At 73.5% G+C, this 23689-nt stretch carries 14 protein-coding genes; 7 read left to right on the top strand and 7 right to left on the bottom strand.

What is annotated here, in order from left to right; genetic code table 11:
* Positions 1 to 105: 105 nt before the first annotated feature.
* The 7 genes from trxA to RY076_RS01205 form a co-directional block, all read right to left on the bottom strand.
* On the bottom strand, positions 106 to 429 hold the full coding sequence (gene trxA / locus RY076_RS01175) for a thioredoxin (RefSeq protein ID WP_207556001.1): 324 nt from the start codon (positions 427 to 429) through the stop codon (positions 106 to 108).
* An 84-nt stretch (positions 430 to 513) separates the two neighbouring features.
* Positions 514 to 1548, bottom strand: a complete 1035-nt coding sequence (gene trxB / locus RY076_RS01180) for a thioredoxin-disulfide reductase (RefSeq protein ID WP_323096378.1) — start codon at positions 1546 to 1548, stop codon at positions 514 to 516.
* 178 nt (positions 1549 to 1726) lie between these two features.
* On the bottom strand, positions 1727 to 2542 hold the full coding sequence (locus RY076_RS01185; RefSeq protein WP_323095541.1) for a hypothetical protein: 816 nt from the start codon (positions 2540 to 2542) through the stop codon (positions 1727 to 1729).
* 208 nt (positions 2543 to 2750) lie between these two features.
* Positions 2751 to 3323, bottom strand: coding sequence for an RNA polymerase sigma factor SigM (sigM, locus tag RY076_RS01190; protein WP_323095542.1), 573 nt, complete (start codon positions 3321 to 3323; stop codon positions 2751 to 2753).
* Between the two features lies 1 nt (position 3324).
* Entirely contained in the window at positions 3325 to 5463 is a 2139-nt protein-coding gene (locus tag RY076_RS01195; RefSeq protein WP_323095544.1) for a protein kinase family protein, read from the bottom strand.
* Positions 5464 to 5557: 94 nt separating this feature from the next.
* Positions 5558 to 7957: a DUF6049 family protein gene (locus tag RY076_RS01200; RefSeq protein ID WP_323095546.1), complete on the bottom strand. Its 2400-nt coding sequence runs from the start codon at positions 7955 to 7957 to the stop codon at positions 5558 to 5560.
* A gap of 53 nt (positions 7958 to 8010) precedes the next feature.
* Positions 8011 to 8496: an NUDIX hydrolase gene (locus tag RY076_RS01205; protein ID WP_076263003.1), complete on the bottom strand. Its 486-nt coding sequence runs from the start codon at positions 8494 to 8496 to the stop codon at positions 8011 to 8013.
* A gap of 202 nt (positions 8497 to 8698) precedes the next feature.
* On the opposite strand from RY076_RS01205, the gene RY076_RS01210 reads away from it, so the two are divergent.
* The 7 genes from RY076_RS01210 to RY076_RS01240 all read left to right on the top strand — a co-directional run bounded on the left by RY076_RS01210 (position 8699) and on the right by RY076_RS01240 (position 23621).
* Positions 8699 to 10090, top strand: coding sequence for a CCA tRNA nucleotidyltransferase (locus RY076_RS01210; protein ID WP_413785730.1), 1392 nt, complete (start codon positions 8699 to 8701; stop codon positions 10088 to 10090).
* A gap of 315 nt (positions 10091 to 10405) precedes the next feature.
* Entirely contained in the window at positions 10406 to 10933 is a 528-nt protein-coding gene (locus RY076_RS01215; RefSeq protein WP_323095548.1) for a hypothetical protein, read from the top strand.
* The gene (locus RY076_RS01220; protein WP_323095549.1) at positions 10930 to 11742 is read left to right on the top strand and encodes a PP2C family protein-serine/threonine phosphatase; all 813 of its coding nucleotides are present in this window, start codon (positions 10930 to 10932) and stop codon (positions 11740 to 11742) included. Before RY076_RS01215 ends, RY076_RS01220 begins: the two co-directional genes overlap by 4 nt.
* A 2-nt stretch (positions 11743 to 11744) precedes the next feature.
* On the top strand, positions 11745 to 14510 hold the full coding sequence (locus RY076_RS01225) for an FHA domain-containing protein (protein WP_323095551.1): 2766 nt from the start codon (positions 11745 to 11747) through the stop codon (positions 14508 to 14510).
* Complete coding sequence (locus RY076_RS01230; protein WP_323095552.1) at positions 14510 to 16261, top strand: serine/threonine-protein kinase; 1752 nt, start codon at positions 14510 to 14512, stop codon at positions 16259 to 16261. Before RY076_RS01225 ends, RY076_RS01230 begins: the two co-directional genes overlap by 1 nt.
* Before the next feature lie 203 nt (positions 16262 to 16464).
* Positions 16465 to 17292 carry a hypothetical protein gene (locus RY076_RS01235; protein ID WP_323095554.1) on the top strand — a complete coding sequence of 276 codons (828 nt, stop codon included), beginning with the start codon at positions 16465 to 16467 and terminating at the stop codon, positions 17290 to 17292.
* Complete coding sequence (locus RY076_RS01240; protein WP_323095555.1) at positions 17289 to 23621, top strand: Ig-like domain-containing protein; 6333 nt, start codon at positions 17289 to 17291, stop codon at positions 23619 to 23621. The genes RY076_RS01235 and RY076_RS01240 overlap by 4 nt, the downstream gene beginning before the upstream one ends.
* The last annotated feature ends 68 nt before the right edge of the window (positions 23622 to 23689 follow it).

A 23689-nucleotide genomic window follows, 5' to 3' on the forward strand; every position in this document is an offset into this window, starting at 1 on the left:
GGGCGGGGTGAGGTGGCCTGCAGGGCACGTGTCTCGACCCAAGGGCAGCGTAGTACGCGAAGGGGGTGGGGCCACACGGCCGACCACCCCCGACAACGTACCCGATCAGGCGATGAACTCCTCGAGCTCGCGCAGCAGCTTCGGCTTCGGGTGCGCGCCGACGATGGTCTTGACGACCTCGCCCTTGACGTACACGTTGAGCGTCGGGATCGACACGACGCCGTAGCGGGCCGCGGTGTCGACGTTGGCGTCGGTGTCGAGCTTGACGATCTCGATCTTGTCGCCGTACTGCTCGTTGATCTCCTCGAGGATCGGGGCCACCTTGCGGCACGGGCCGCACCACGTCGCCCAGAAGTCGACGAGCACGGGCTTCTCGCTCATGAGGACGTCGTCGGCGAAGGTGGCGTCGGTCGTGTTCTTCAGTGCCATGGAGATTCCTTCTCGGGTGCGGGGTGGCGAGGTGGGTGGAGCGCTGGGTCGGACTGGCGAGCGGACGTGCTGTCGGGCGGCCGGTCAGGCGTCGGCGCCGACGGTGGCGCGCGGGTCGGGGATCGCGCCGGAGTCGGTGTCGTCGATGGCGGCGGCCTCGGCGGCGGCGTCGGCGGTCGACGAGGTGTCCTCGAGCGCGGCGAGGTAGTGCTCGGCGTCGAGGGCGGCCGCACAGCCGGAGCCGGCCGCGGTGATGGCCTGGCGATAGGTGTGGTCGACGAGGTCGCCCGAGGCGAAGACGCCGGGCAGGTTGGTGCGCGTAGAGCGACCCTGGACGAGCACGTAGCCCGCGTCGTCGGTGTCGACGACGCCCTTGACGAGCTCGTTGCGGGGGTCGTGGCCGATGGCGACGAAGAGGCCGGTGATCGGCAGCTCGCGGGTGTCACCGGTGACGGTGTCGCGCAGCGTGACGCCGGACAGCTTGCCCTCGCCGTGGATCTCGGCCACCTCGGAGTTCCACGCGAAGCGGATCTTGTCGTTGGCGAAGGCACGGTCGGCCATGATCTTGCTCGCGCGCAGCTCGTCGCGGCGGTGGATGATCGTGACGGTCCGGGCGAACTTCGTCAGGAAGGTCGCCTCCTCGATGGCGGAGTCGCCGCCGCCGACGACCGCGATGTCCTGGTCGCGGAAGAAGAAGCCGTCACACGTGGCACACCACGAGACGCCGTGGCCCGACAGCTCCTTCTCGCGGGGCAGCCCGAGCTCGCGGTAGGCCGAGCCCATCGACAGGATGACGGCCTTGGCGCGGTGCACGTTGCCCTCGCCGTCGGTGACGGTCTTGAGCTCGCCCGTGAGGTCGACGGCGGTGACGTCGTCGGTGACGAGCTCGGCGCCGAACCGCTCCGCCTGGGCGCGCATGTTCTCCATGAGGTCCGGGCCCATGATGCCGTCCTGGAAGCCCGGGAAATTCTCGACATCGGTCGTGTTCATGAGCGCGCCACCCGCGGTGACGGCGCCCTCGAACACGAGGGGGGCCAGGTTCGCCCGCGCCGCGTAGACGGCGGCCGTGTACCCGGCCGGGCCCGAGCCGATGATGATGACGTTGCGCACGTCGGACATGTCGGACACTGGAACTGCTCCTCGATGACGCTCGATGACACTCTCGCTGACGCAGGTGGGGCGCTGGACGCCCGGCCTGTGCCCAGGGGTCCGCGCACCGGAGCGGCGCCGCGGGCCTCATGGGCCTCAACCGATCCTAGGCGGTCCTTGTTCCCGCGCCTGCCAGCGCGCCGACGCGTCAGGGCACGGGGGTCTCGGGGTGCAGCACGCCGGGCGCCTGCGCCGAGCACGAGCGCTCGACGGCCCACGCGCTGCTCGCGCCGTCGCGCGTCACGACGACGACCGCGGCCGGACGCCCCTCGAACGTCGCGAGGTCGGCCGACACGGCGCTCGGGGCCGGGGCGGCGACGCCCAGGCCCTCGAGGCACGACGCGAGGCCGACGTCGGTGCCGATGGGGCCGATGGCGGGCGCCTCGGCGGCACCTGGTCGCAGCGGGGCCCGTGGGTGGTCGAGCAGCTCGCGCGCCTGGGCGCCGAGGGTGGCGGCCGCGTAGGCGGTGCGGCCGAGCTGGATGTGGACGCCTGAGTCGCCGGTAGAGGGCGTCGTGGCGGGCGACGTGGCGGGCGTCGACGAGGTGAACCCACCACCGATGACGGCGGTGCTGTTCGGCCGCTTCGTCAGGTGCAGCGCGGACGCGCCCGCCGCGACGACGAGGGCTGCCGCGGCCACCGCCGCGGCGAGGTAGTACGGGCGGTGCCGACGCTGCGGGCGGCGCATCTCGAGGACGGTGGCGTGCTCGTCGTGCGGGCCGGCCGGCGCCGACGCGTCGGCGAGCGGACCCCGGTCGACGCGGAGGCGGGCCTCCTGCGCCAGTGCGGCCGCGATGCGGTCGGCGACGGCGTCCGGCATCGGACCCGCGTCGGGGGCGGGCGCCGCGAGCAGGCCACGGACGCGCTCGTCGAGCTCGGTGTCCACGTCGAGGGTGTCGTGCGTGGGGTCGGTCGGTTCGTCGGGGTCGAGGTGCGGCTCAGGGGTATGCCTGGACTCGTCCACGGGGTGGGTCCTTCGTCAGGTGCGTGCAGGGGTCGTGCTGGTGATGCGGCGTACTGGTGCACGGGGTCCGTACCCGGCAGGGACCGGGCGTGGATAGGCGTACGCCGGGGTTTCGACGCCCTGACACCGCCCCCCGGTTCCACCCGGATTCAACCATCGTCGGCCGGACGTCGATCCGGCCGTCCGTCGTGGGTGCGGGCGGTCGGGCTCAGGCGTCGGCGGTGGGCCGCCGGCCCGGCGTCAGCCCGAGGTGCTGGGCCAGCGCGGCGCGCCCGCGTGCGCAGCGTGACTTGATGGTGCCCTCGGCGACGCCGAGGATCTCGGCCGCCTCCGCGACGGGCACGGCGTGCATGTCGACGAGGACCAGGGCCGCCCGCTGCCCCTCGGGCAGCCGCTCGAGCGCCTCCCGGATGTCGAGGCGTACCTCGGTGGAGGCATGGTCGTCGTGCCGGTCGGCGAGCTCGTACTCGGGCAGCTCGCTCATGGGCTTGCGACGCCGGAGCCGGTCGAGGCACGCGTTGACGACGATGCGGTGCAGCCAGGTGGTGACGGCGGCCTCGCCCCGGAAGGAGTCGGCGCGCCGGAACGCGGCGATGAAGCCGTCCTGGACGCAGTCGGCCGCGAGCTCGGGGTCACGCACCGTGCGCAGGGCGACAGCCCACATCCGGTCCTTGTGACGGCGGAACAGCTCGCCGAAGGCGTGGTCGTCGCCCTCGACGTGCAGCCGGAGCAGATCCCGGTCGCTCAGCTCGGCGAACGGGGCGCCAGGGCCCCCGTCCACCTCAGCGCACCGTCACTTCGTTGATCTGTGCGCGGAAGTGCTTGGGTGCCTCGTCCGGGGCGGCCTTGGTGATGAAGACGATGATCTTCGTGGCGGGCTGGAGGTCGCCGGACGCCTTGATCGTCACGGTGCCCTGCGCGCCGGACTGCGAGCCGACCTCCTGGGCGCCGGTGCGGGAGTCGCCGTTGGTCGCGTAGACCGTGACGTCCTGCTGGGCCGGGAGGACGAGGGTGACCTCCTTGACCTGCGTCGGCTGGTTGAGGGTCAGGATGAGGCCGAGGCCGTCCTTGCCGCCGTTGTAGTCGTCGGTGCCGTACCAGCGGGAGCGCCAGCCGGTGCTCGGGTCGCCGTCGAAGGCCTTGTCGGCGTTCTGGTCGGCCTCGTTGCCGTCCTGCTCGTCGTAGCCCTTGCCGCTCGTGATCGAGACCGCAGTCGCCGGCGGCGCCTGGTTGCTCGTGCTGGGGGGCGCCTGCGTCGTGGAGCCGGCCTGGCTCTGCGACGGCTTGCGTGTCTGGGTGACCGTGACGGTGCCGGCGGACCCGCTCGGGCCGTCGTGCTGGCCGATCATGGCGACGTTCTTGATCCCGACGAAGAGCCCGATGAGCACGAGGACCCCGACGACGGCGAGGGCGATGCGCGACTGGGCGCCGCTGGGCCGCTCGGGGGCATCGCGGCCGAACACCGGCACCGGCGGCTCGAGGCGGCCGGTGGGCGCCTCGTCGAGCGCGTCGGACAGGTGGATGTCCTCGCCCTCGAAGTCGTCGTGGCCGCCCCGCCGCTCGGCGGCCTTGGCGGCGGCCTTGTCGGCCGCGGCCCGGGCGAACGAGCCGACCTTGTCGCCGATGGTGCCGGCGACACCCGCTGCGGCCGCACCGGCGGCGGCGATGCCGGCCTGGGCGCGGGCGCTCGCCGACTCCTCGCGAGCTGCGCCCGCGGGGGTGGCCTGCGCGCCGGTGGAGCTGGGCGCCCCGCTCGTCGGACGCTCGAGGAACTGGGTCTGTGCGCTCGAGGAGTGCGACGCGGCCGCGGCCTGGGGCATCTCCTCGGTGCGCTCACCGATGCCGAACGGGTCGTGTGCGGCCGTGGCGTCGGCGGCGAAGGATGCGCGGTCGTGGGCCCAGTCGCCCGCTCGGTCGGCCGTGTCGTCGGACCCGAAGGGGCTGAACGCGGCGGTCTCCTCACCGGTCCCCGACGCAGCGGCCATGCCGTAGCCCAGCCCGGCTCCCGCGCCGACGGCCATGGCGCCCGCGCCGAGGTCGGTGACCGCGGGCAGCACGCGCGTCGGCTCGAAGTCCTCCTGCGTCGGCGTGAGCCGGATGCCGGAGGCGCCGTCGGAGGCCGGGGGCTGCGAGGGCCACGGCGCGATCTGGAGGGCGAGGTCGCCGGGCGACACGGGGCCGCGGTGGCCCCCGCCGAGCGTCATGCGGCAGATGAGGTCGAGGTCGTTCGGGACGCCGACGGCGATCTCGGACGGGGCGGCGACACCGCCGACGATCGTCGGGGCGGTCTCGAGGCCGACGGGACCACCGGCGGGGATGAGCCCACCGTCGACGGCGACGAGGGGCCAGCGCCCGGTGAGGCCGGCGTAGGCGATCTTGACGAGGCCGACGGCGTCGGCGCGCGACGCGCGGTCGTCGGACAGGCGGTCGGCCCCGGTGAGCGCGGCCTCGGTGGCCAGGCCCCGGACCTTGACCTCGCCGTCGGGCATCCGCAGCACCGCGCTCGGCGTCAGCGCGAGGTGGTGCAGGCCACGGTGGCTCGCCTTGTCGAGGGCCGTGGCGGCCTCGCCCGTGAGGCGCCGCACCTCGTCGGCCGACAGGCCGCCCGCCTGCAGCAGGTGCGACAGGGGGAGTGCGCCGGTGAGCGGCTCCTCGACGATGAAGCCGACGCCCTGGTCGGTGCCGACGTCGAGGACGCGTACGAGGCGAGGGTCCTCGATGCCCGCGGCGCGGCGCGCGGCGTCGAGCGCCGGCGCGGCGACGGGCGAGCCGCCGGGGAAGACGACGACCACGACCTCGCGCTCGAGCGTGTGGTCACTGGCGCGCCACCGTTCGTGGTGCTCGCCCTCGGAGGTGCGCAGCGTCACCGCGTAGCGGCCGCTGAGGACCGTTCCGGGTCCAACTCCCTGCACGTGCGTCACCCTCCCTCGTCGTCCGGATTGTCTGGTGTCGTCGCGTTCTGGTGCGTGCTCGTCGGCCGCGACAGCGCGCAACCTGCCCACATCCTAGGCGGAGTCAGTCGCGATCCCCGTCCTCGACGGCCTCGTGCGCCGCGGTGACGGCCTCGATGTCGGGGATCTCGTCGACGCGGGACGTGCCCTTGAGCACGGCGCGGGCGATGCCTGCGAGCAGGACCAGGCCCACGAGGATGCCACCGACCCAGTAGATCGCGCCGTCGATGGGGTTGGCCGACACGGCGATCTGGGCCGGCGTGCCGATGACGGTGCCGTCGGCGGTCGTCAGCCACGCCCGGATCTCGGCCTTGCCGGCGGCGACGGCCGCCACCTCGACCTGCACGTTGGTCCGCGACGAGGGACCGATGGTGATCGGACCGGGGTCGCTGACGACCTGGACGCGCGGGTTGGTCGGTGCGAGCCGGAGCCGCAGGTCGGTCACCTCGTAGTCGAGGCCGTTCTCGACCGTGACGCGCAGCGTGCCGTTCTCGGCGAGGAGGTTGACGGTGCCGCGCGGCTGCACGACCTTGAGGGCCTGCGTGGCAGCCGTGACGTCGGCCGTCACCGACGCGGACAGCACGACCCACCCCTTGGGGTTGTAGCGCCACCGCGTGCTGGCCAGCTCGTCGAGCACCTCGCGGTACACCCGCTCGAACTCGGCGCCGTCGGCGAGCACGGCCGCCACCGACAGCAGCGTGTTGCGCTGGGCGGCCATGTAGTCGAGGCGTCGGGCGTTGAGCACGGGCCGCGGCGCTGCCGGGGCGACGGCGCCCGCGGGCTTCTCCTGGGCGGTGGCCTTGTCGCTCGCGGTGTCGGTGAGCAGGGACGCGGCGTCAACGCCGTCGAGCCACGGTGCGTCGGAGACGGCGCTGAGGAACGCGGAGAGGTCGTCCGGGTCGGGGTCGTAGGTGCGCGGTGCCGTGACGAGCACCGACCGGGCGATGCCGGGGCGCTCACCGAGCAGGACGAGGGACTCCGCGAGGAAGCGCTGCGTCGGCAGGACCGCGCTCGCGTCGCTGCGCCGGGGCAGCAGGCCCGACAGGCGCGGGTCGTAGGTGAGCAGACGCGTGCCGCCGGTGGCGATGCGGGCGGCGCTCGGCGTGTACGGCGAGTCGGCGGTGACGGCGTTGCGGTTGACGACGATGCCGGCGGCCTTCTTGACCGTCGTCCCGGCCAGGAGGGTGCGGATGCCGGCCTCGCGCCCGGGGGGCAGCAGCCCGTCGACGGGCCACACGACGTCGCCCCGCACCGGCTGGTGGACGCGGGCGGCGACGGCGGCGCTACGGCTCACAAGGTCGCGGATGAGGGCGTTGGCCGGGTCGATGCCGACCGCCGCCGCGATGTCGGCGTCCGTGTAGGGCAGCGCCCACAGGCTGCGACCGGCGAGGTCGGCCGCGAGGGCGTCGCCCAGGCGGGCGATGTCGCGGGTCGCGGCCGACGGGGTCGCGGGCTGGCCACCGCTGTCGGTGGGCTGGTCGGAGGGCTGGTCGGTCGGCTGGTCGGTGGGCGTCGGTGTGCCGCTCGTGCCCGTCGACCCCGTGGCCGGCGAGGTCGAGGTGGTAGCGCTCGGCGTGCCGGGCGGGCTCGTGGCCGTCCCGGTCGGGGTGCCGGAGGGCGCGCCCGCGGGCGAGGCGTCGGGGCCGAAGACGGACGGGTCGACGGCGAGGGTCACGGGGCGCCCGGTGGTGCCCGCGACGATGCGGTCGACGCGGGAGCCGGGGCCGATCGTGCGCTGCCACGCGGCGAGGCGCACGGCGTCGTCACGCGAGAAGAGGGTGGTGTCTGGGTCGAGCGTCACTGGCAGCACCGTCGCGAGGCGCAGCGGCACGTACTCCTTGCGGTTGCTCCACGCGAGGAACGTGCGGGTGGCGCCGGCGGGCGCCGAGGCGCCGTCCTGCACCACCTCGACCGCGATCGGGAGGGCGGCGAAGGCCGCGCTGTCGTAGAGCTTCTCCGAGGGCAGGGTGATGCTGAAGCTGCGGGTGCTTCCCGACGCGACGTCGGGCAGCGTGCGCGTCGCGACCGTGGGGCCGTCGGCGGGCGTGCGGCCGGAGGCCCAGTCGTCGAGGGCGGTGCGCTGGTTGACCGTGACGTCACCACGCACGACGCGCACCGTCGGCCCGGTGAGCGGGCCCGTCAGCGGCGCCGTGACCGTGCCGGTGATGGTCACGTCGGTGCCGGCCCGCACGACGCTCGGGCTCAGCGAGTCGAGGACGACGACCGCGCGGTCGCGCGCGGGCGTGACGCGGGGCGTCGCGTCGGAGGTCCCGGGCTCGCCGAGTGTCGGGTCGGCGGCCCCGGCGGAGGCCGCCGATGCCGGTGACGACGGTGACGCCGGTGATGCAAAGGACGACGCGGACGACGCGGACGCGCCGCGCGGGGCGGCGGCAGCCGGGCCGAGCGGGGCGACGGTGGAGCCGAGCGTGGCCGCGACGCCGAGCGCCACCGCGACCGTGCGCACGAGCCGGGTCCCGCGGCGTCCGTTCGTGCCCGGACGTCGCGACCCCCACCGGATCACGCGGTGCCTGCCAGCCGGTTCCACGCCGCCTGCGCGATGCGGCGCTCGTTGGGGAACGTCAGCCGGCGGTGGACCTCGTCGAGGCGCATCCACGCCACGTCGATGGCCTCGTGGTCGGGGTCGTTCTCGATGGACAGCTCACCGCCCAGGGCCTCGAGCAGGTAGTGGTGCACGAACTTGTGCACGCGCTTGGTCGATGTGGCGAACCAGTAGTCGATGGTGCCGAGCTCGACGAGCACGCGGCCGATGATGCCGGTCTCCTCGGCGACCTCGCGCATCGCGGTCTCGACGAGGGTCTCGCCGGGCTCGACGTGCCCCTTGGGCAGGCACCACTCGACGCGGCCGGCCCGGTTGCGCCGGGCGATGATCGCGATGATCGCCTGGCCGTCGCGCACGTCGACGACGATGCCTCCGGCAGAACGCTCCTCGACCGCGGGCAGCCGACGGCCAGGGACCTGGCTCGGGATCGGCTGCGCGCTCACATCGTCACCATAACGGGCACGGGGCCGGGGGTCCTCGTCGTCGGGACCGACGCGGCCGACGAGCCCGACGAGTCCCGGTGCCGGGCTCACCTAGGCTGGTCCGGTGCTCGAACGACCTGACCCCTCACCCGCCCGGCCGGCCGCCGACGCCGGGCCGGCGCTGCTCGAGGCGGCCGTCGCGCGCCTCGCGCCGGTCCTGCCGATGCTCACCGAGCTCGGCGAGCGGTTCGTGGCCGCGGGTCACGAGCTCGCCCTCGTCGGTGGTCCGGTCCGCGACGCCTTCCTCGGGCGTGTCTCGCCCGACCTCGACCTGACGACCGACGCGCGCCCGGACGCCATCCTCGGCGTCGTCCGGGGCTGGGCCGACGCGCACTGGGACATCGGCCGCGACTTCGGCACCATCGGCGTCCGCAAGGGCAGCCACACCATCGAGATCACGACCTACCGCGCCGACACCTACGACCGCACGAGCCGCAAGCCCGAGGTGATGTTCGGCGACGCCCTCGACGGCGACCTCGTGCGCCGCGACTTCACCGTCAACGCCATGGCGATCCGGCTGCCGAGCCTCGAGTTCGTCGACGTGCACGGCGGCCTGCCCGACCTCGTGGCCCGGCGCCTCATGACGCCGGCCGCGCCGGAGGAGTCCTTCGCCGACGACCCCCTCAGGATGATGCGGGCCGCGCGGTTCGCCGCGCAGCTCGGCTTCGACGTGGCACCCGAGGTGCGCACCGCGATGGAGGAGCGGGCCGAGACGCTGACGATGATCTCGGCCGAACGCGTCCGGGACGAGTTCTCCAAGCTCGTCCTGTCTCCCGACCCGCGCCTCGGGCTGACGTTGCTCGTCGACACCGGCCTGGCGCAGGTGTTCGTCCCCGAGCTGCCGGCGCTGCGCCTCGAGGTCGACGAGCACCACCGCCACAAGGACGTCTACGAGCACACGCTGACGGTCCTGGAGCAGGCGATCGCCCTCGAGGGTCCGGCCGACGGCCCACCCGAGTCGGTGCCGGGCCCCGACCTCGTGCTGCGGTTGGCCGCGCTCCTGCACGACATCGGCAAGCCGCCGACGCGTCGGTTCGAGAAGGGCGGCGGCGTCTCCTTCCACCACCACGAGGTCGTCGGCGCCAAGCTGACGAGCAAGCGGATGAAGGCGATGCGCTACGACAAGGACACGACCAAGCAGGTGTCCCGGCTCGTCGAGCTGCACCTGCGCTTCCACGGCTACGGCGACGGGCAGTGGACCGACTCCGCGGTGCGCCGCTACGCCACCGACGCCGGGCCCCTGCTGCAGCGGCTGCACCGGCTGACCCGCTCCGACTGCACCACCCGCAACGTCCGCAAGGCGCAGCGGCTCTCCCGCGCCTACGACGACCTCGAGGTGCGCATCGACCGGCTCGCCGCCGAGGAGGAGCTGGGCCGGGTGCGGCCCGAGCTCAACGGCAACGAGATCGCCGAGGCGCTGGGGATCCGGCCGGGCCCGGTGCTCGGCGAGGCCTACGACTACCTGTTGTCGGTGCGCCTCGACGACGGCCCGATCGGCCCGGACGCCGCCCGCGAGAAGCTGCTCGCGTGGTGGGCGGCGCGCGGCGACGCCTGAGCCGACGCCTGACCCGACGCCTGACCCGACGCCCCGGCCCGACACCCGGCCCGACGCCCGGTGTGGGCCCCCGGCGCGGGGAGTTCTCCCCATCGCGGGTACGCCCGACCCGGCCTAGGCTGGGGCGGTCCGGCGCCGGTCCCGGTGGGCCCGGTCCGGTTCGGTCCGACCGTGCGTCGGTTCCGCGCTCCGGCTCTGCAACGACTCGCCCCCGGTTCGCGGGCCGCCGACGACCGATCTGACACCCTTCGCGGTGTTTGATTGACTGACCGCGCCGTCCCCGTCCCCTGCGGGAACGACCGAAAGGAACCGTGCATGACCATCCTCGCCTACCCGAGCGCCGACTTCCCGGGCCTGCCGGCCGTGGCCCTCGAGGTTCCCGAGGAGTGGGAGCCGGTCCACGCACCCGGCACGACGATGGCCACCCGCCTGCCGCGCGACGGGGCCTTCGCGCCGAACGTCGTCGTCAGCATCGAGCAGTGCGGGCCGGCGTTCCGGGTCGAGGAGTCGCTCGAGCAGGTTGCCGCGATGGCGCGCTCGCGCGGCGGCGCGGTCTCCGAGCCCTACGCCGCCGAGCTCGGTGGTGCGGCGTTCGTCGGGTGTGACGCGACGTGGCCCGATGCCGACGTCGACACCGTCCTGCAGGCCAACCTCTTCCACGTGGTGCCCTCCGACGCCGGGCGCCCCGCCTTCCTCGTCCAGCTGACCGGTGCCGTCGGTGGCGCGTCCGCCGAGACCGACTACGAGCTGATCCGCGAGGTCATCACCTCGGTGCGCGTCACGCCCTGGTCGGGTGCGGGCGAGGCGCCGGTCACGACCGGCGTCCGGAAGGCCGGGGAGTGACCGCCGTGCTGCCGACCATCTCCGTCGGCGTCCGCACCGACGTCGGACGCGTCCGCAAGCACAACGAGGACAGCGCGCGCGCCGAGGGCACGGTCTTCGTCGTCGCCGACGGCATGGGCGGCCACGCCGCCGGCGAGGTCGCCAGCCGGATCGCGGCCGAGGCGGTCGTCGAGCTCTCGAGCCGTCCGGTGCTGCAGGTCCGCGACATCGTCGCGCAGGTGGCCGAGGCCAACCGGCGCATCCTCGAGTCGGCGGCCCGCCACCCCGAGCAGACCGGGATGGGCACCACCGTCGCGGGCCTCGCGGTCGTGTCGGTCGGTGGCCAGCGGCACTGGGCCGTCTTCAACATCGGCGACTCCCGCGTCTACCGGCTCCTCGACGGCGCCCTCAACCAGGTGACCGTCGACCACTCCGAGGTGTGGGAGCTCGTCGAGCGCGGCCTCATCACACCGGAGGAGGCCCACCGCCACCCGGCCCGCAACATCGTCACCCGCTCCCTCGGCCGCGACCCGATGGGCGTCGTCGACACGTGGGTCTTCCCGCCCTACCCGGGCGAGGTCTTCGTCATCTGCTCCGACGGCCTGAGCAACGAGCTGTCCCACGAGCGCATCGAGGCCATCCTGCTCGAGCACCCAGACGCCGATGCCGCTGCCGACGCGCTCGTCACCGCGGCCGTCGAGGCCGGTGGCCGCGACAACGTCACTGCTATCGTCGTCGGGTTGCTGGGGCAGGAGTCCGACGACGACGTCGACGAGGACACCACCCCGCGCGAGACCGTGAACGGCTCATCAGGGGAGAGCAGGTCGTAGACGTGAGTGGCCCGACCGTCGTCGTGGACTGGGCCCCCGAAGGCTGGACGCACATCGGGGGCCCGCGCATGCACCTGCTCATCGGCCTCCACGAGGAGGACGAGCAGACGCTCCACGCGAGCGACGCCGCCGACGGCGGTGACCTCGACGACGTCCTCGAGGTGCTGACCGCGGGTGGCGTGCGCCGCGCCCGTCACTTCGTCGGCGTGCACACCGGCGACACGACGCGCATCGTGGCCTTCGGGCCGGTGGCTGCCGTCGTCACGCTCGCCGACGGATCGGAGCACGACGTGCGCGCGACGAGCGCCCGCGTCTGGGCCGACGTCGACCTCGCCGAGGCTCCCGAGCGCATCGTGCTGCGGGTGCTCGACGAGTCGGAGCGTGAGCAGCCCGCGCCCGCGCAGACCCTGACCTCAGCCGGTCCCGTGGCCGCTCCGGCTCCGGCCGCAGACTCCGTGACCATCGGATCGGCCCGAACGGACGCGCCGGCGGCAGGCGGCGACGCCGACGCCGACGCCGCCGCTGCTGCGACGGGCACCCCTGTGCCGTCGACCTCCTCGTCGGTCCCGCCGACCTCCGCACCCACCGACGGTCCCGAGAGCCCAGTGGCCCCCGACGCGCTCGCCGAGCCGGACGGTCGTGGCGAGGGCGCGGACCCCGCGCCTCCCCCTGCCGTGCCGACGTTCGGGGCGCCGGCCCCGACGGCCGAGCCGGGCCGCGCGACGTCGTCGTGGGGCCGCAGCTGGGCCCGTCGCGACGAGCCGGCCGCCGCCGTCGACGAGCCCACCCTCGTCGAAGCCGCACCCGACGCCGCGCAGGCCGAGCCGCCGTCTGCGCACGAGGAAGCCACCAGCGCACCGTCCGACGGTCCGGATCTGCCTGTGGCGCAGGGCGACTCGGCGCCTGCCGTCGACCCCGAGCCGGCCACCACCGCGAACAGCCCTGCAGCACAAGCGAGCCCGATCGCGGGGATGCCGTCCCTGCGCTCCTGGGCCTCGGCGGCACCCGCGGCACCGGTCCGTGGTCGCGGCGCGCCGAGCCCCGCCGCCCCAGCCGCCATCCCGATGACGACGCCCCCTCCGGTCGCACCGGTAGACGCCGTGCAGAGCGCGGATCCCGTTGCTCCCCAGGCGACGTCAGCCACCGGATCCGTGGCGCCCGCTGTCCCGGCGCCGCCCGAGCCGGTCTTCGAGGTCCCGGTCTCGCCGGCATCGGCCGCCACCCAGGTGTCGGAGACGCCGGCGATGCCGGCTGCTCCGGTCGCCGACGACCTCCCCGCCGTCGACGCAGGCCGCGACTTCGAGTCGACGTGGGCCTCGCGACCCGAGGCCCCCGAGGAGCCCAAGCCCGCTGCCGCGAACGCGACACCACGGCCCGTCCCCCCGGCGCCGTCTCCGCCGAGCGCCGCCGACGCTCCAGACGCCCTTGACGCCGAAGACGCGTCCCTTGCGGCGCCGAGCTACGACTACCTCTTCGGCCACACGACCGCCGTCGACGAGCACCGTCGGGTCCTCGCCGAGCTGACGAAGGTCGACCAGGGTGACGAACACCATGACGACCACGACGACGCCCACCCTGACGACGGCGCCGGGGCGCCGGACGCCGCGTCCGTCGCGCCGCCCGTGGCCGACGCGGCGCCCGCACCGGTGACCAACCCGGTCCCGGAGGCTCCGGCCACGCCCGCCCAGCCGGTCCCCGGCAGCTCGGGTGGGCTCATCTCGGCGGTGCCGTGGGCCACGTCGTCGCCCGCGCGCTCGGCACCCGCAGCGACGACCCCGGCGACGCCGTCGGAGGCGCCGCTCGACACCCCGACCTTCGCCGGCCGGCACACGCCGCCGCCGGCGCCGAGCCTCCTGCCGCCCGTGCACACCCCGCCGCCCGGCGTCCGTGCGCCACAGGCCACCCCGCTCATCTCCACTGGCCCGCCGCCCGCTGCTGCCACCACGCCGGGTCCGGCCCCGACACCCGCCGTGCCTGCACCCACGCCGTCGCCCGCGCCTGCCGCAGCTCCTGCGCCGCCGTCGCCCGCGCCTGCCGCAGCTTCCGCGCCCGCCGTGCCCCCTGCGTCCGTCGCACCGGTGTCGCCCGACCACCCGGCGCCGGCCGTCCCACCGACCCAACCGATCCCGTCGGGCGACGCGAGCCACGCGCTCCCGCACGACACCCCCAGGCTCGAGCAGCACCACACTCCGCGCCTGGCCGCCGCCACCGAGGACCTCGACGAGGCGGACGAGGCGGAGCAGACCGTCGACCGCAGCGCCCTGCTCGAGGCCCGCCACGCCGCCCAGCTGGCCAACCCGACCGGCCCCAGCGTGCTCGCCGTGCTCTGCGCCTCCGGGCACCCGACCCCGCCGCACGGCGATGCGTGCCGCGTCTGCGGTACCTCCATCCCGCCGCAGGAGCCGTTCACCATGCCGCGGCCGCCGCTCGGCGTCCTGCGCCTGTCCACCGGAGACGTCGTGACCCTCGACCGCAGCGTCCTGCTCGGACGCTCGCCCAAGCTCGGCGACGGCGTGGCCGCCACCGACCGGCCGCACGTCGTCAAGGTGCCGAGCCCCGAGCGCGACGTGTCCCGCAACCACGTCGAGGTCCTCCTCGAGGGCTGGCACGTCCTCGTCCGCGACCTCGGCACGACGAATGGCACGACGATGGCGCTGCCCGGCGAGGCCCCGGTGCGCCTGCGCGCCAACGACCAGCAGGTCCTCGAGCCCGGCTCGGTCGTGTCGATGGCCGACGAGGTCTCCTTCACCTTCGAGGCCGCGCTCTGATGGCATCGCGCAAGGGAGCGCCCCCGAAGATCCCGGGGCTCGTCTTCGTCCAGCCCCTCGGCTCCGGCGGCTACGCCGACGTGTTCCTCTACGAGCAGCAGAGCCCGCGCATGCCGGTCGCGGTCAAGGTGCTCAAGTCCGAGGGACTCACCGACGCGCTGCGCCGCCAGTTCGTCGACGAGGCCGACACGATGGCCGCCCTCGGCGACCACCCGTACATCGTGCAGGTCTTCCGTTCCGGCACGTCCGACGACGGGCGCCCGTACCTCGTCATGAAGTACTACCCGCCGCCCAACCTCGCGATGCGGGCCCGGGCCGAGCGATTCTCCGTCGAGGAGGTCCTGCGCACCGGCATCCAGATCGCCAGCGCCGTCGAGACCGCGCACCGCGCCTCCATCACGCACCGCGACATCAAGCCGGCCAACGTCCTCGTCAGCGCCTACGGCGCGCCGGGCCTCACCGACTTCGGCATCGCCGGTCGTGGTGCCCGCGACGGCGAGGGCGGCGAGGTCGAGACCACCGACGACGTCGGGGTCTCGGTGCCGTGGGCGCCCCCCGAGGTGCTCTACGGCCAGAGCAACGGCGACGTGCGCTCGGACGTGTACTCGCTGGCCGCGACGCTGTGGCAGCTGCTCGTCGGCCGCTCGCCCTTCGAGGTGCCGGGCGGCGACAACTCGGCGTACGCCCTCATGCCACGCATCCGCAACACGCCGGTGCCGCCGACCGGACGCACCGACGTGCCCGGCGGCCTCGAGCGGCTCCTCGCCCAGTCGATGGCCAAGGACCCCTCGCACCGGCCGGCCTCCGCCCTCGAGCTGGCCCGGGCGCTGCAGGCCGTCGAGCAGCAGCAGCGGCTCGCCCGCACCCCGATCGTCGTCCTCGACGAGCAGGGCCACACGACGCTCGTGAGCCAGACCCACGGCTCGCCCACCGGCCGCGGCGGCGACGAGGAGGACCGCACCCGCATCAAGGCCCCGCAGACCGTCATCGCCCAACCGGCCGCACCTGCTGCGCCGGGTGCACCCGCCGCCCACGCCGCGCCCGCTTCCGCACCGGTCGAGGACGACACGCGGCGGCGAGACCACGGCCACGGGCGTCCTTCTCCCGCAGCGGTTCCCGGCGGCCAGCCGGGCTACTCGTACGGCGGTCACGCGCCGGCACGCTCCGCGTCCGCCACCGACGTCGTGGCGTCACCGGCCACCTCGCCGCTCACCCGCGGCGACGGCGGGTCCGACGAGGCCACGGTCAGGCGGGCCGCCAGCACCGCCGACCCGCAGGCGCCGGCCGCCGCACCGCCGGCGTCGCCGCTGACGCGTCCCGGGATCGTGTGGGGCCTGGCTGGCGGCGTGGTCGTCCTCGTCGGCCTCGTCGTCTTCCTCGTCCTGCGCGGCGGTTCGACACCGCCCACCGACGTGGGCCCGACGCCGAAGCAGACGGTGTCGATGCCGGGCGACGACAGCGCCGTGGGCAACCCGGTCTTCGACCAACCGGTCGTCACCGCGCAGTCGGGCGCCGGCACGGTCACGTTCCGGTGGACCTACCCCGAGCCGGACAAGAAGGACACCTTCCGGATCCGGTACGCGGCCTCCCGCGACCAGGCCGTGCGCGACGACTCCAAGATCGTGACCTCGACGAAGCCGACCTACACGTTCACCGTCCCGAAGGGAACCAAGGTGTGCGCCGGCGTCGTCGTCGTCAGGGCCGGCAACGGCTCACCCCCCGGCGGCCCGGAGTGCGAGACGGCCCAGTGACGGCCCAGCCGCGCGTCGGGCGGGCATCCAACCACCACCACTGAGTACGACGGCGGATCGACACACGGCCCGCGAAGGGGAAATCTCGACCCAGACAGCACCAAACCACCACACACGTCCGTAACGCGGCAGGGTTGCACCTCGTTAGCCGCGCGCGCACGAGCACCACCGTGCGCCAGTCGACCGGGTTAGGGGACCTGATCGTGATCCACAGCAAGGTGACCGTCGTGTTCTGCGGCGAGGAGTACTCCGTGTCACCGGAGGCCGGTCTGACCATCGGTCGCACCGGCGATGTCGAGGTCGACGACAACCCGTACCTGCACCGCACCTTCCTCGTCGTCTCGCACGAGGCGGGCTTCTGGTGGCTGAGCAACACCGGGTCGACGCTCACGGCGACCGTCGCGGACGAGCAGGGCCTCTTCCAGGCCTTCCTCAACCCCGGTGCCCGCATCCCGCTCGCCATGAAGAAGCTCGTCGTGTGGTTCACCGCGGGCCCGACGACCTACGACTTCGAGATCCACGTCGCGAGTCCCGTGTTCAAGACGGTGACCGCCGAGGCCCCGGCCGCCGGGAACGCCGAGGACGCCGACGAGGTCGGCGCCGCCACGGTCGGACGCGTGTCGTTCACGCCCGACCAGAAACTCCTCGTCGTCGCGCTGTGCGAGCCGTTCCTCCGACGCCGTGAAGCGGGTACGAGTCAGATACCCTCCTCCGCCGCTGCTGCCGAGCGCCTCGGCTGGACCCTCACCCGTTTCAACCGCAAGCTCGACAACGTCTGCCAGAAGCTCGCCGACGCGGGGACGCGCGGCCTGCACGGCGGCGTCGGCAAGCTCGCGACCAACCGCAAGGCCCGGCTCGTCGAGCACGCGCTCTCGACGAAGATCGTCGTCGAGGAGGACCTCGTCCTGCTCGACGACCTCACGAGCGTCGACGCCCAGGCGTCCGCATCGCAGGCACCGAACGCATCGAACGCATCGAACGCATCGAACGCATCGAAGGCCGCTGTGGCGGTCGAACAGGGGAACGCATGAGCACCGCCGCCACCAAGCGACGGATCGGCATCGTCTCGACCGTCGTCGTCGCCCTCGTCGCGAGCCTGCTCGTCTGGCTCGCCACGAAGAGCGACGGCGAGATGGTCCGCAAGGCCGACCTCAACGACGGCGGCATCTGGGTCACCAACGCCGAGCAGTCGCGCTTCGGACGCATCAACAAGGCGGCCGGCCAGCTCGACGCCGGCGTCTACGCCGACGTGGGCGCCAGCTCCGGCCTCGACATGTTCCAGGACGGCGCGGCGGTCCTCGGCTACACCAAGGCGAGCAACCAGGTCATCCCGATCAACCCGTCGGAGGGCACGCTCGCCTCCGAGCAGGCGGTCCTGCTGCCCAAGCCCAGCACCGCGACGGGCAACCGCGTGTTCACCACGCCCCCGCTCGACCTGCGCGGCACCAGCGTCGCGATGATCGACCCGACCACCGGCGAGCTGCGCGCCCAGCGCGTCGACGACCGGGCCGGGTTCAGTGGCCTCGACGGCCTGCAGACCCAGGCCAAGCCGCTCGCCAAGGTCGGCGGCAACGCGGCCGTCGCCGTCGGTGTCGACGGCACCGTCTACGCCGTCTCGGCCGAGAAGGGCACCGTCACCGTCGTGCGGCCCAAGGGCAAGACGGAGTTCGACAAGCCGGTCACGACCGCGCTGAAGTTCTCCTCGAAGTCGGCCCAGGTCACCGCGGTCGGCTCGCACTGGGTCGTGTGGGACTCCGGCACGAACAAGCTCTACTCCGACGCGCTGAGCGAGCCCGAGCAGCTCTCCGTCGGCAACGCCGAGCCCGGCAACCCCGCTTACGCCGCGCTCCAGCAGCCCGGCCCCGACGCGTCGACCGTGCTCGTGCAGGACGGCTCGGGCCTGACGCAGGTCGACCTCACCGGCGACGGCGGCCAGGCCGGCGGCGTCGCGCTCGCCCAGGGCCAGGCGGGCGCGTCGGGGCAGGACCTCATGCTGTCCCAGCCGGTGCGGCTCGCCGCGTGCGTGCACGCTGCGTGGGCCGGCCCGTCGAACGTCTACTACGGCCGCAACTGCGGCTCCCCGGCCGACGCCGGCACCGTCGACCTCGGGGCGATGAAGAAGGGCGTGCGCGCCGACGGCGTCAAGCTGCGCGTCAACCGCGGCCTCGTCGTGCTCAACGACCTCGACTCCGGCGACGTCTGGGACGTCGACCGCAACCGCGTCAAGATCGACAACTGGAACTCGGTCATCCCGCCGCCGCAGACGGACAACAAGAACAAGAAGAAGGACCAGAACCTCATCGACGACCAGCAGACGCGGACGCCGCCCAAGGCGCAGCCCGACGTCATGCAGGTGCGCCCGGGGCGCACGTCGACGCTGCACGTCCTCGACAACGACTCCGACAGCCAGGGCTCGATCCTCGCGATCTCGCCCGGCGACGTCACGCAGCCGGACGCCCAGGGCATCCAGGCGACGCCCTCGGCCGACGGCCAGACCGTCCAGGTGACGGTGCCCGACGAACCGGGCGTCGAGGGCTTCACGTTCTCCTACACCGTCAACAACGGCACGACGGCCAAGAACGGCCGGGCCACCGCGAAGGTGACGGTCAAGATCGTCACCGACGACGTCAACACCGCGCCGAAGCTGCGCTCCGGGCAGGCGCGCCTCGCGCAGGCGTCCTACCCGGTCGTCGCGAACGGCTCGGTCCGGGTGGGGGTCGTCGCCGACTGGCGCGACGCCGAGAACGACCCGATCCAGGTGTCGCCGGTCGACGTCGAGACCACCGGCGTCGACGGCTCCGGCGCCCTGACGATCAAGGCGCAGGGCGAGAAGGGCGACCAGGTCGTCAAGTACCTCGTCGACGACGGCCGCAACGGCACCGCCCAGTCCTCGGTCGCGCTCGACGTGCTGAGCGAGGACGACGAGAAGCCGGTCCGGCCGCGGACCCAGCCCGACGTCGTGCGTGCCGTCGTCGGCAAGCCGGTGCAGCTGCAGCCGCTCGGCAACGACATCGCCGGCGCCGACCCGACCGACCCCGAGGCCCGGATGCGGCTCGCCCAGGCGGTCCGCGGTCCGGGTCAGCTCAAGCTCGACACCAACCTCGACACCGGGGTCGTGACCGTCACCGGCCAGACGCCGGGCACCTCCGTCGTGACGTACACGGCGCAGGTCGGTGCCGGGGTGGCCACCGGCCGCATCCGCGTCGACATCCTGCCCGACAAGGACAACGACGCCCCGCCGGTCGCGACGCCCGACGCCGCGGTCGTCCGGGGCCAGACGCCGGTCATCGCCGACGTGCTGTCCAACGACTACAGCCCGCGCAGCGACGTCCTCGTCGTCCAGCGGGTCGAGTCCTCGCAGGCGTGGCTGCGCCCGTCGGTCGTCCAGGGCCGGTGGGTCCGGGTCGTCGCCACGGCCCCGGTCACCGGCAACGAGACCCGCCAGGGCACGGTCAGGTACACGATCTCCGACGGCACGAAGACCGCCGTCGGCGAGCTCTCCGTCGTCCAGAAGCCCGAACCGAAGGACAAGGTCCTACCGACCGTCGTCGACGACGTCGCCACGGTCCGCGTCGGCGACGCCGTGACCATCCCGGCCCTCGACAACGACTCGATGAGCGAGGGCATCCCGCTCAAGCTCGCCCCCGAGGTGCGGGTGCTCTCCGGCGGCGGCCAGGCGTTCGCGTCGGGCACCGTCGTGCGGTACGTGCCCGAGGTCGCCCCGATGTCCGGGCCGAAGACGGCCATCCTCGAGTACACGACCTACCCGGAGGGGATGCGCTCGCGCGGTGGCACCGGGCGCATCACGGTGACGATCAACCCGCCGCCGGACGCCGTGAAGAACCCGAACCAGCCGCCGCAGGCTCGCAGCTTCAGCACGAGCGTGACGGCGGGCGACACCCTCGCCATCACCGTGCCGACGAGCGGCGTCGACCCCGACGGCGACCTGACGTTCGTCAGCGGCATCGTCGGCGACGACACCGGCCCGGTCGACCTCAAGCTCGGTCGCGTCGTCGGCTACGGCGCCGCGACGATCCGCTACGAGGCCTACCCGCGCAGCGCCGGCACCGAGGTGATCCGCTACCAGCTGCGCGACCGGTTCGGCGCGACGAGCGACGGCTTCGTCCGCGTCGGCGTCGTGCAGCCGGGCGACCCGCAGCCGCCGGTGGCCGTCGAGGACGACGTCGTCGCCGCGCCGGGTCGTACCGTCCGCGCCGACGTGCTGTCCAACGACCTCATCGCCGCGGGCGACTCGGTCTCCTTCACCGACCTGTCGACGCTCAACGACGCCGCGACGCTCAAGGACTTCCAGCGCCAGAAGGACGACACCTTCAAGGTCGTCGCGCCCGAGGTCGGGCCGGCGAAGGTGCTGACCTACGGCATCACCGACGGCCTCTTCGACCCGTCGAAGTCGACGCTGACCGTCCGCGGCCAGAAGGACTTCAACAACCCGCCGACCGCGGTCGACGACACGGGGTCGGCCAAGCCGGGCGAGACCTCGATCGTCGTCGACGCGCTCGCCAACGACCGCGACATCGACGGCGAGCAGTCGCAGCTGAAGATCGTGAAGTTCTACGGCGACGGCGTGACCCGTGAGGGCCGCAAGCTGCGCATCCAGCTGCGCCCGCAGGCCCGCGTCGTGCCGTACGTCATCGAGGACGCCGACGGCGCGCAGGCGATGGCCCTCATCTACGTCCCGGCCGGCAACAACGGCCTGCCGTACGTCGTGTCGGGCAAGACGGTGAAGATGGGCGCCGACTCGACCGTCAAGGTGCCGCTCGGCGACTACGTCCTCGACCCGCGCGGCGGCAAGGTGTCGGTCACCTCGCCGCAGACCGTGTCGACGTCACCGGCCGACGACCTCCAGTCCGCCGTCACGTCGGGCACCGAGCTCGCGCTGACCTCGACGAACGGCTACGTCGGCCCGGCCGCCCTCATGCTCGAGGTGACCAACTCGACCGGCCCGAACGACAAGGCCGCTCAGACGACGTACGTCACGATCCCGGTCCAGATCGGGCCGGACGTCCCCGTGCTGCGCTGCCCCGACCACGAGGTGCTCCTCGCGGCCGACGGCCCGGCGCGCAGCTTCGACATCCCGCGCCTGTGCCACGCCTGGTTGCCCGACGGCATGGACGGCAGCACGGCGGCCTACGAGGCCACGTGGGACCCGGCCGCCGACCGCGTCGACCTCGCCCAGTCCGGGCAGGGCGGGCGCCAGGTCGTCCTCAAGGCCCAGTCGGCTGCGACGGCAGGCACCACCGGTGCCGTCGCCGTCAAGGCCAAGGGCGGCGCCGAGACCTTCAAGATCCGGGTCCGCGTCACGAGCGCGCCCCCGATCGCGACGATGCGGCCGGTGCTCGTCGAGGGCCTCATCGCCGGCACGAGCCGCACGGTGAACCTCGCCCAGTACCTCGACAGCCCGCTCACCGCGCCGCAGTGCTCGGTGCAGGAGAGCCAGGTCGTCTCGGGCGTCGGCGTCACGGCGTCGGCGAGCGGCTGCCAGCTGACGGTGTCGGCGTCCGACAAGGCGCGCAACGACACGAAGATCTCGGTGCGTGTCCTCGACGCGCCGGGCCGCCCGGCCGCGCTCGGCCAGGTGACCGTCACCGTGCGCAGCAAGCCCGACCCGACCGACGCGCCGGTGGCCGTCGCCGACCGCATCCTCGGCAGCACGGCCCGCGTCGACTGGCGCCCGCCGGCCTACGACGGCGGCCTGCCGATCCAGCAGTACGAGGTCATCGCCAACGGCGGTGAGGTGCGCCAGGTCTGCGCCAGCTCGCCGTGCACCATCACCGGGCTGACCAACGGCAAGGACTACTCGTTCACCGTCCGCTCGCAGAACGCGGTCGGCTGGTCGGACGAGAGCCCGAAGAGCAACACGGTCCGCCCCGACACCAAGCCGAAGGCCACGGTCATCACCGACGTCGTGCCGGGCGACCGCAAGCTCACCGTCAACTGGACGCCGCCGCCGAACGAGGGCAGCGAGGTCACCGACTACCGCGTCCAGTACGTCGACATCGGCACGAACGCCGGCTCCGGTGGCACCGTGCCGGTCAAGGCGCCCGCGCTCACCAAGACCCTCTCGGGCCTCATCAACAACGACGCGTACAACATCCGCGTGCAGGCCAGGAACGGCGCCGGCTGGGGCCCGTTCGGCCCCACCGTCAAGGCGCAGTCCTTCGGCAAGCCGGCCAACGTGCCGGCCCCGACGCTGAGCCCGCGCACGCCGACGCCCGGCGACGCCAACGCGCAGGTGACGGTCAGCTGGCCGGCCACCGACCCGAACGGCCCGCCGATCACGAAGTACGACGTGTACCGGCGCACCGGGGGCGGCGCGTGGAACCTCATCGCGACGCGCTCCGGCGGCGAGTCCCGCACGGCCAGCGACACGATCCCCTACCAGGGCCAGCGGGTCGAGTACACGGTCACCGCCACGAACGGCGGCCCGGCGACCTCCGACAAGGCGAACTACTCCGGCTACACCGCCGACGGCATTCCCGAGACCCCGACCCTCCAGTCGGTGGCCACCCCGCGGAAGGACTACTCGGCCGACGCGTCGTTCACCCTCGGCGACTCGCGCTCGCGTGGCTACGACAAGGTCAACTGGCAGACGTCGGCGGGCCGCAGCGGCTCGTGGTCCTGCTCGGGCGGCTGCTCGGGCGGCAAGGCCGGCAACCTCGGCACGACCCAGCAGTCGATGCAGATCCAGGCCTGCAACGTCGCCGGACAGTGCTCGCCGTGGAGCAACAGCGTGGGGTACCACCCCTACGGTCCGACGAACGGTGTGCCGAACCTGCGCGAGTCACACGACAACAACAGCATCACGTTCACGTGGGGCACCACGCAGAGCGAGGGCCGGCCGATCACGGGCTACGAGATCGACGGCGACCGCAACACCACCGTCGGGGCGGGCACGCACTCGACGACGTTCAGCGGTCTCGGCTACTCGACCTCGCGCAAGATCCGCGTGCGGGCCATCGCCCAGGACTCGGGTCCCGGCCCGTGGACCGGCTACGTCACCGGCACGACGAACGCCAAGCCGCCGCCTCCGGCCCCCAAGGTCGTCAGCGTCTACAAGGGCACGGCGTGCAGCCCGACCAACTGCTACGACCCCTACCAGGGCAAGCAGTGCGGTACGAACTGCAACCACATCGGCTACGAGCTGCAGAACTTCCAGGGCGCCATCAGCTGCTCGATCAGCGGATGGTCCACACCCGACAACGGCGCGAACAGCACGCACCGGCCGACCAACGGAGGCAACAACTCCGGCAAGTTCCTCGGCTATCCGAACCAGTCGGTGACCGTGACCTGCACCGGGTCCAACGGCCGGGACTCGGCGACCAAGAACCCGTGGGGCTGAGCCGCGCACCGCGCGGCGGCCCCGAAGCGAACCCAGCACCGAACCCAGCACTTCGCACGAGACCACTT

Origin of the sequence: Intrasporangium zincisolvens, assembly GCF_034724055.1 — a bacterium.
In the GTDB taxonomy this organism is placed as follows: Bacteria; Actinomycetota; Actinomycetes; order Actinomycetales; family Dermatophilaceae; genus Monashia; species Monashia zincisolvens.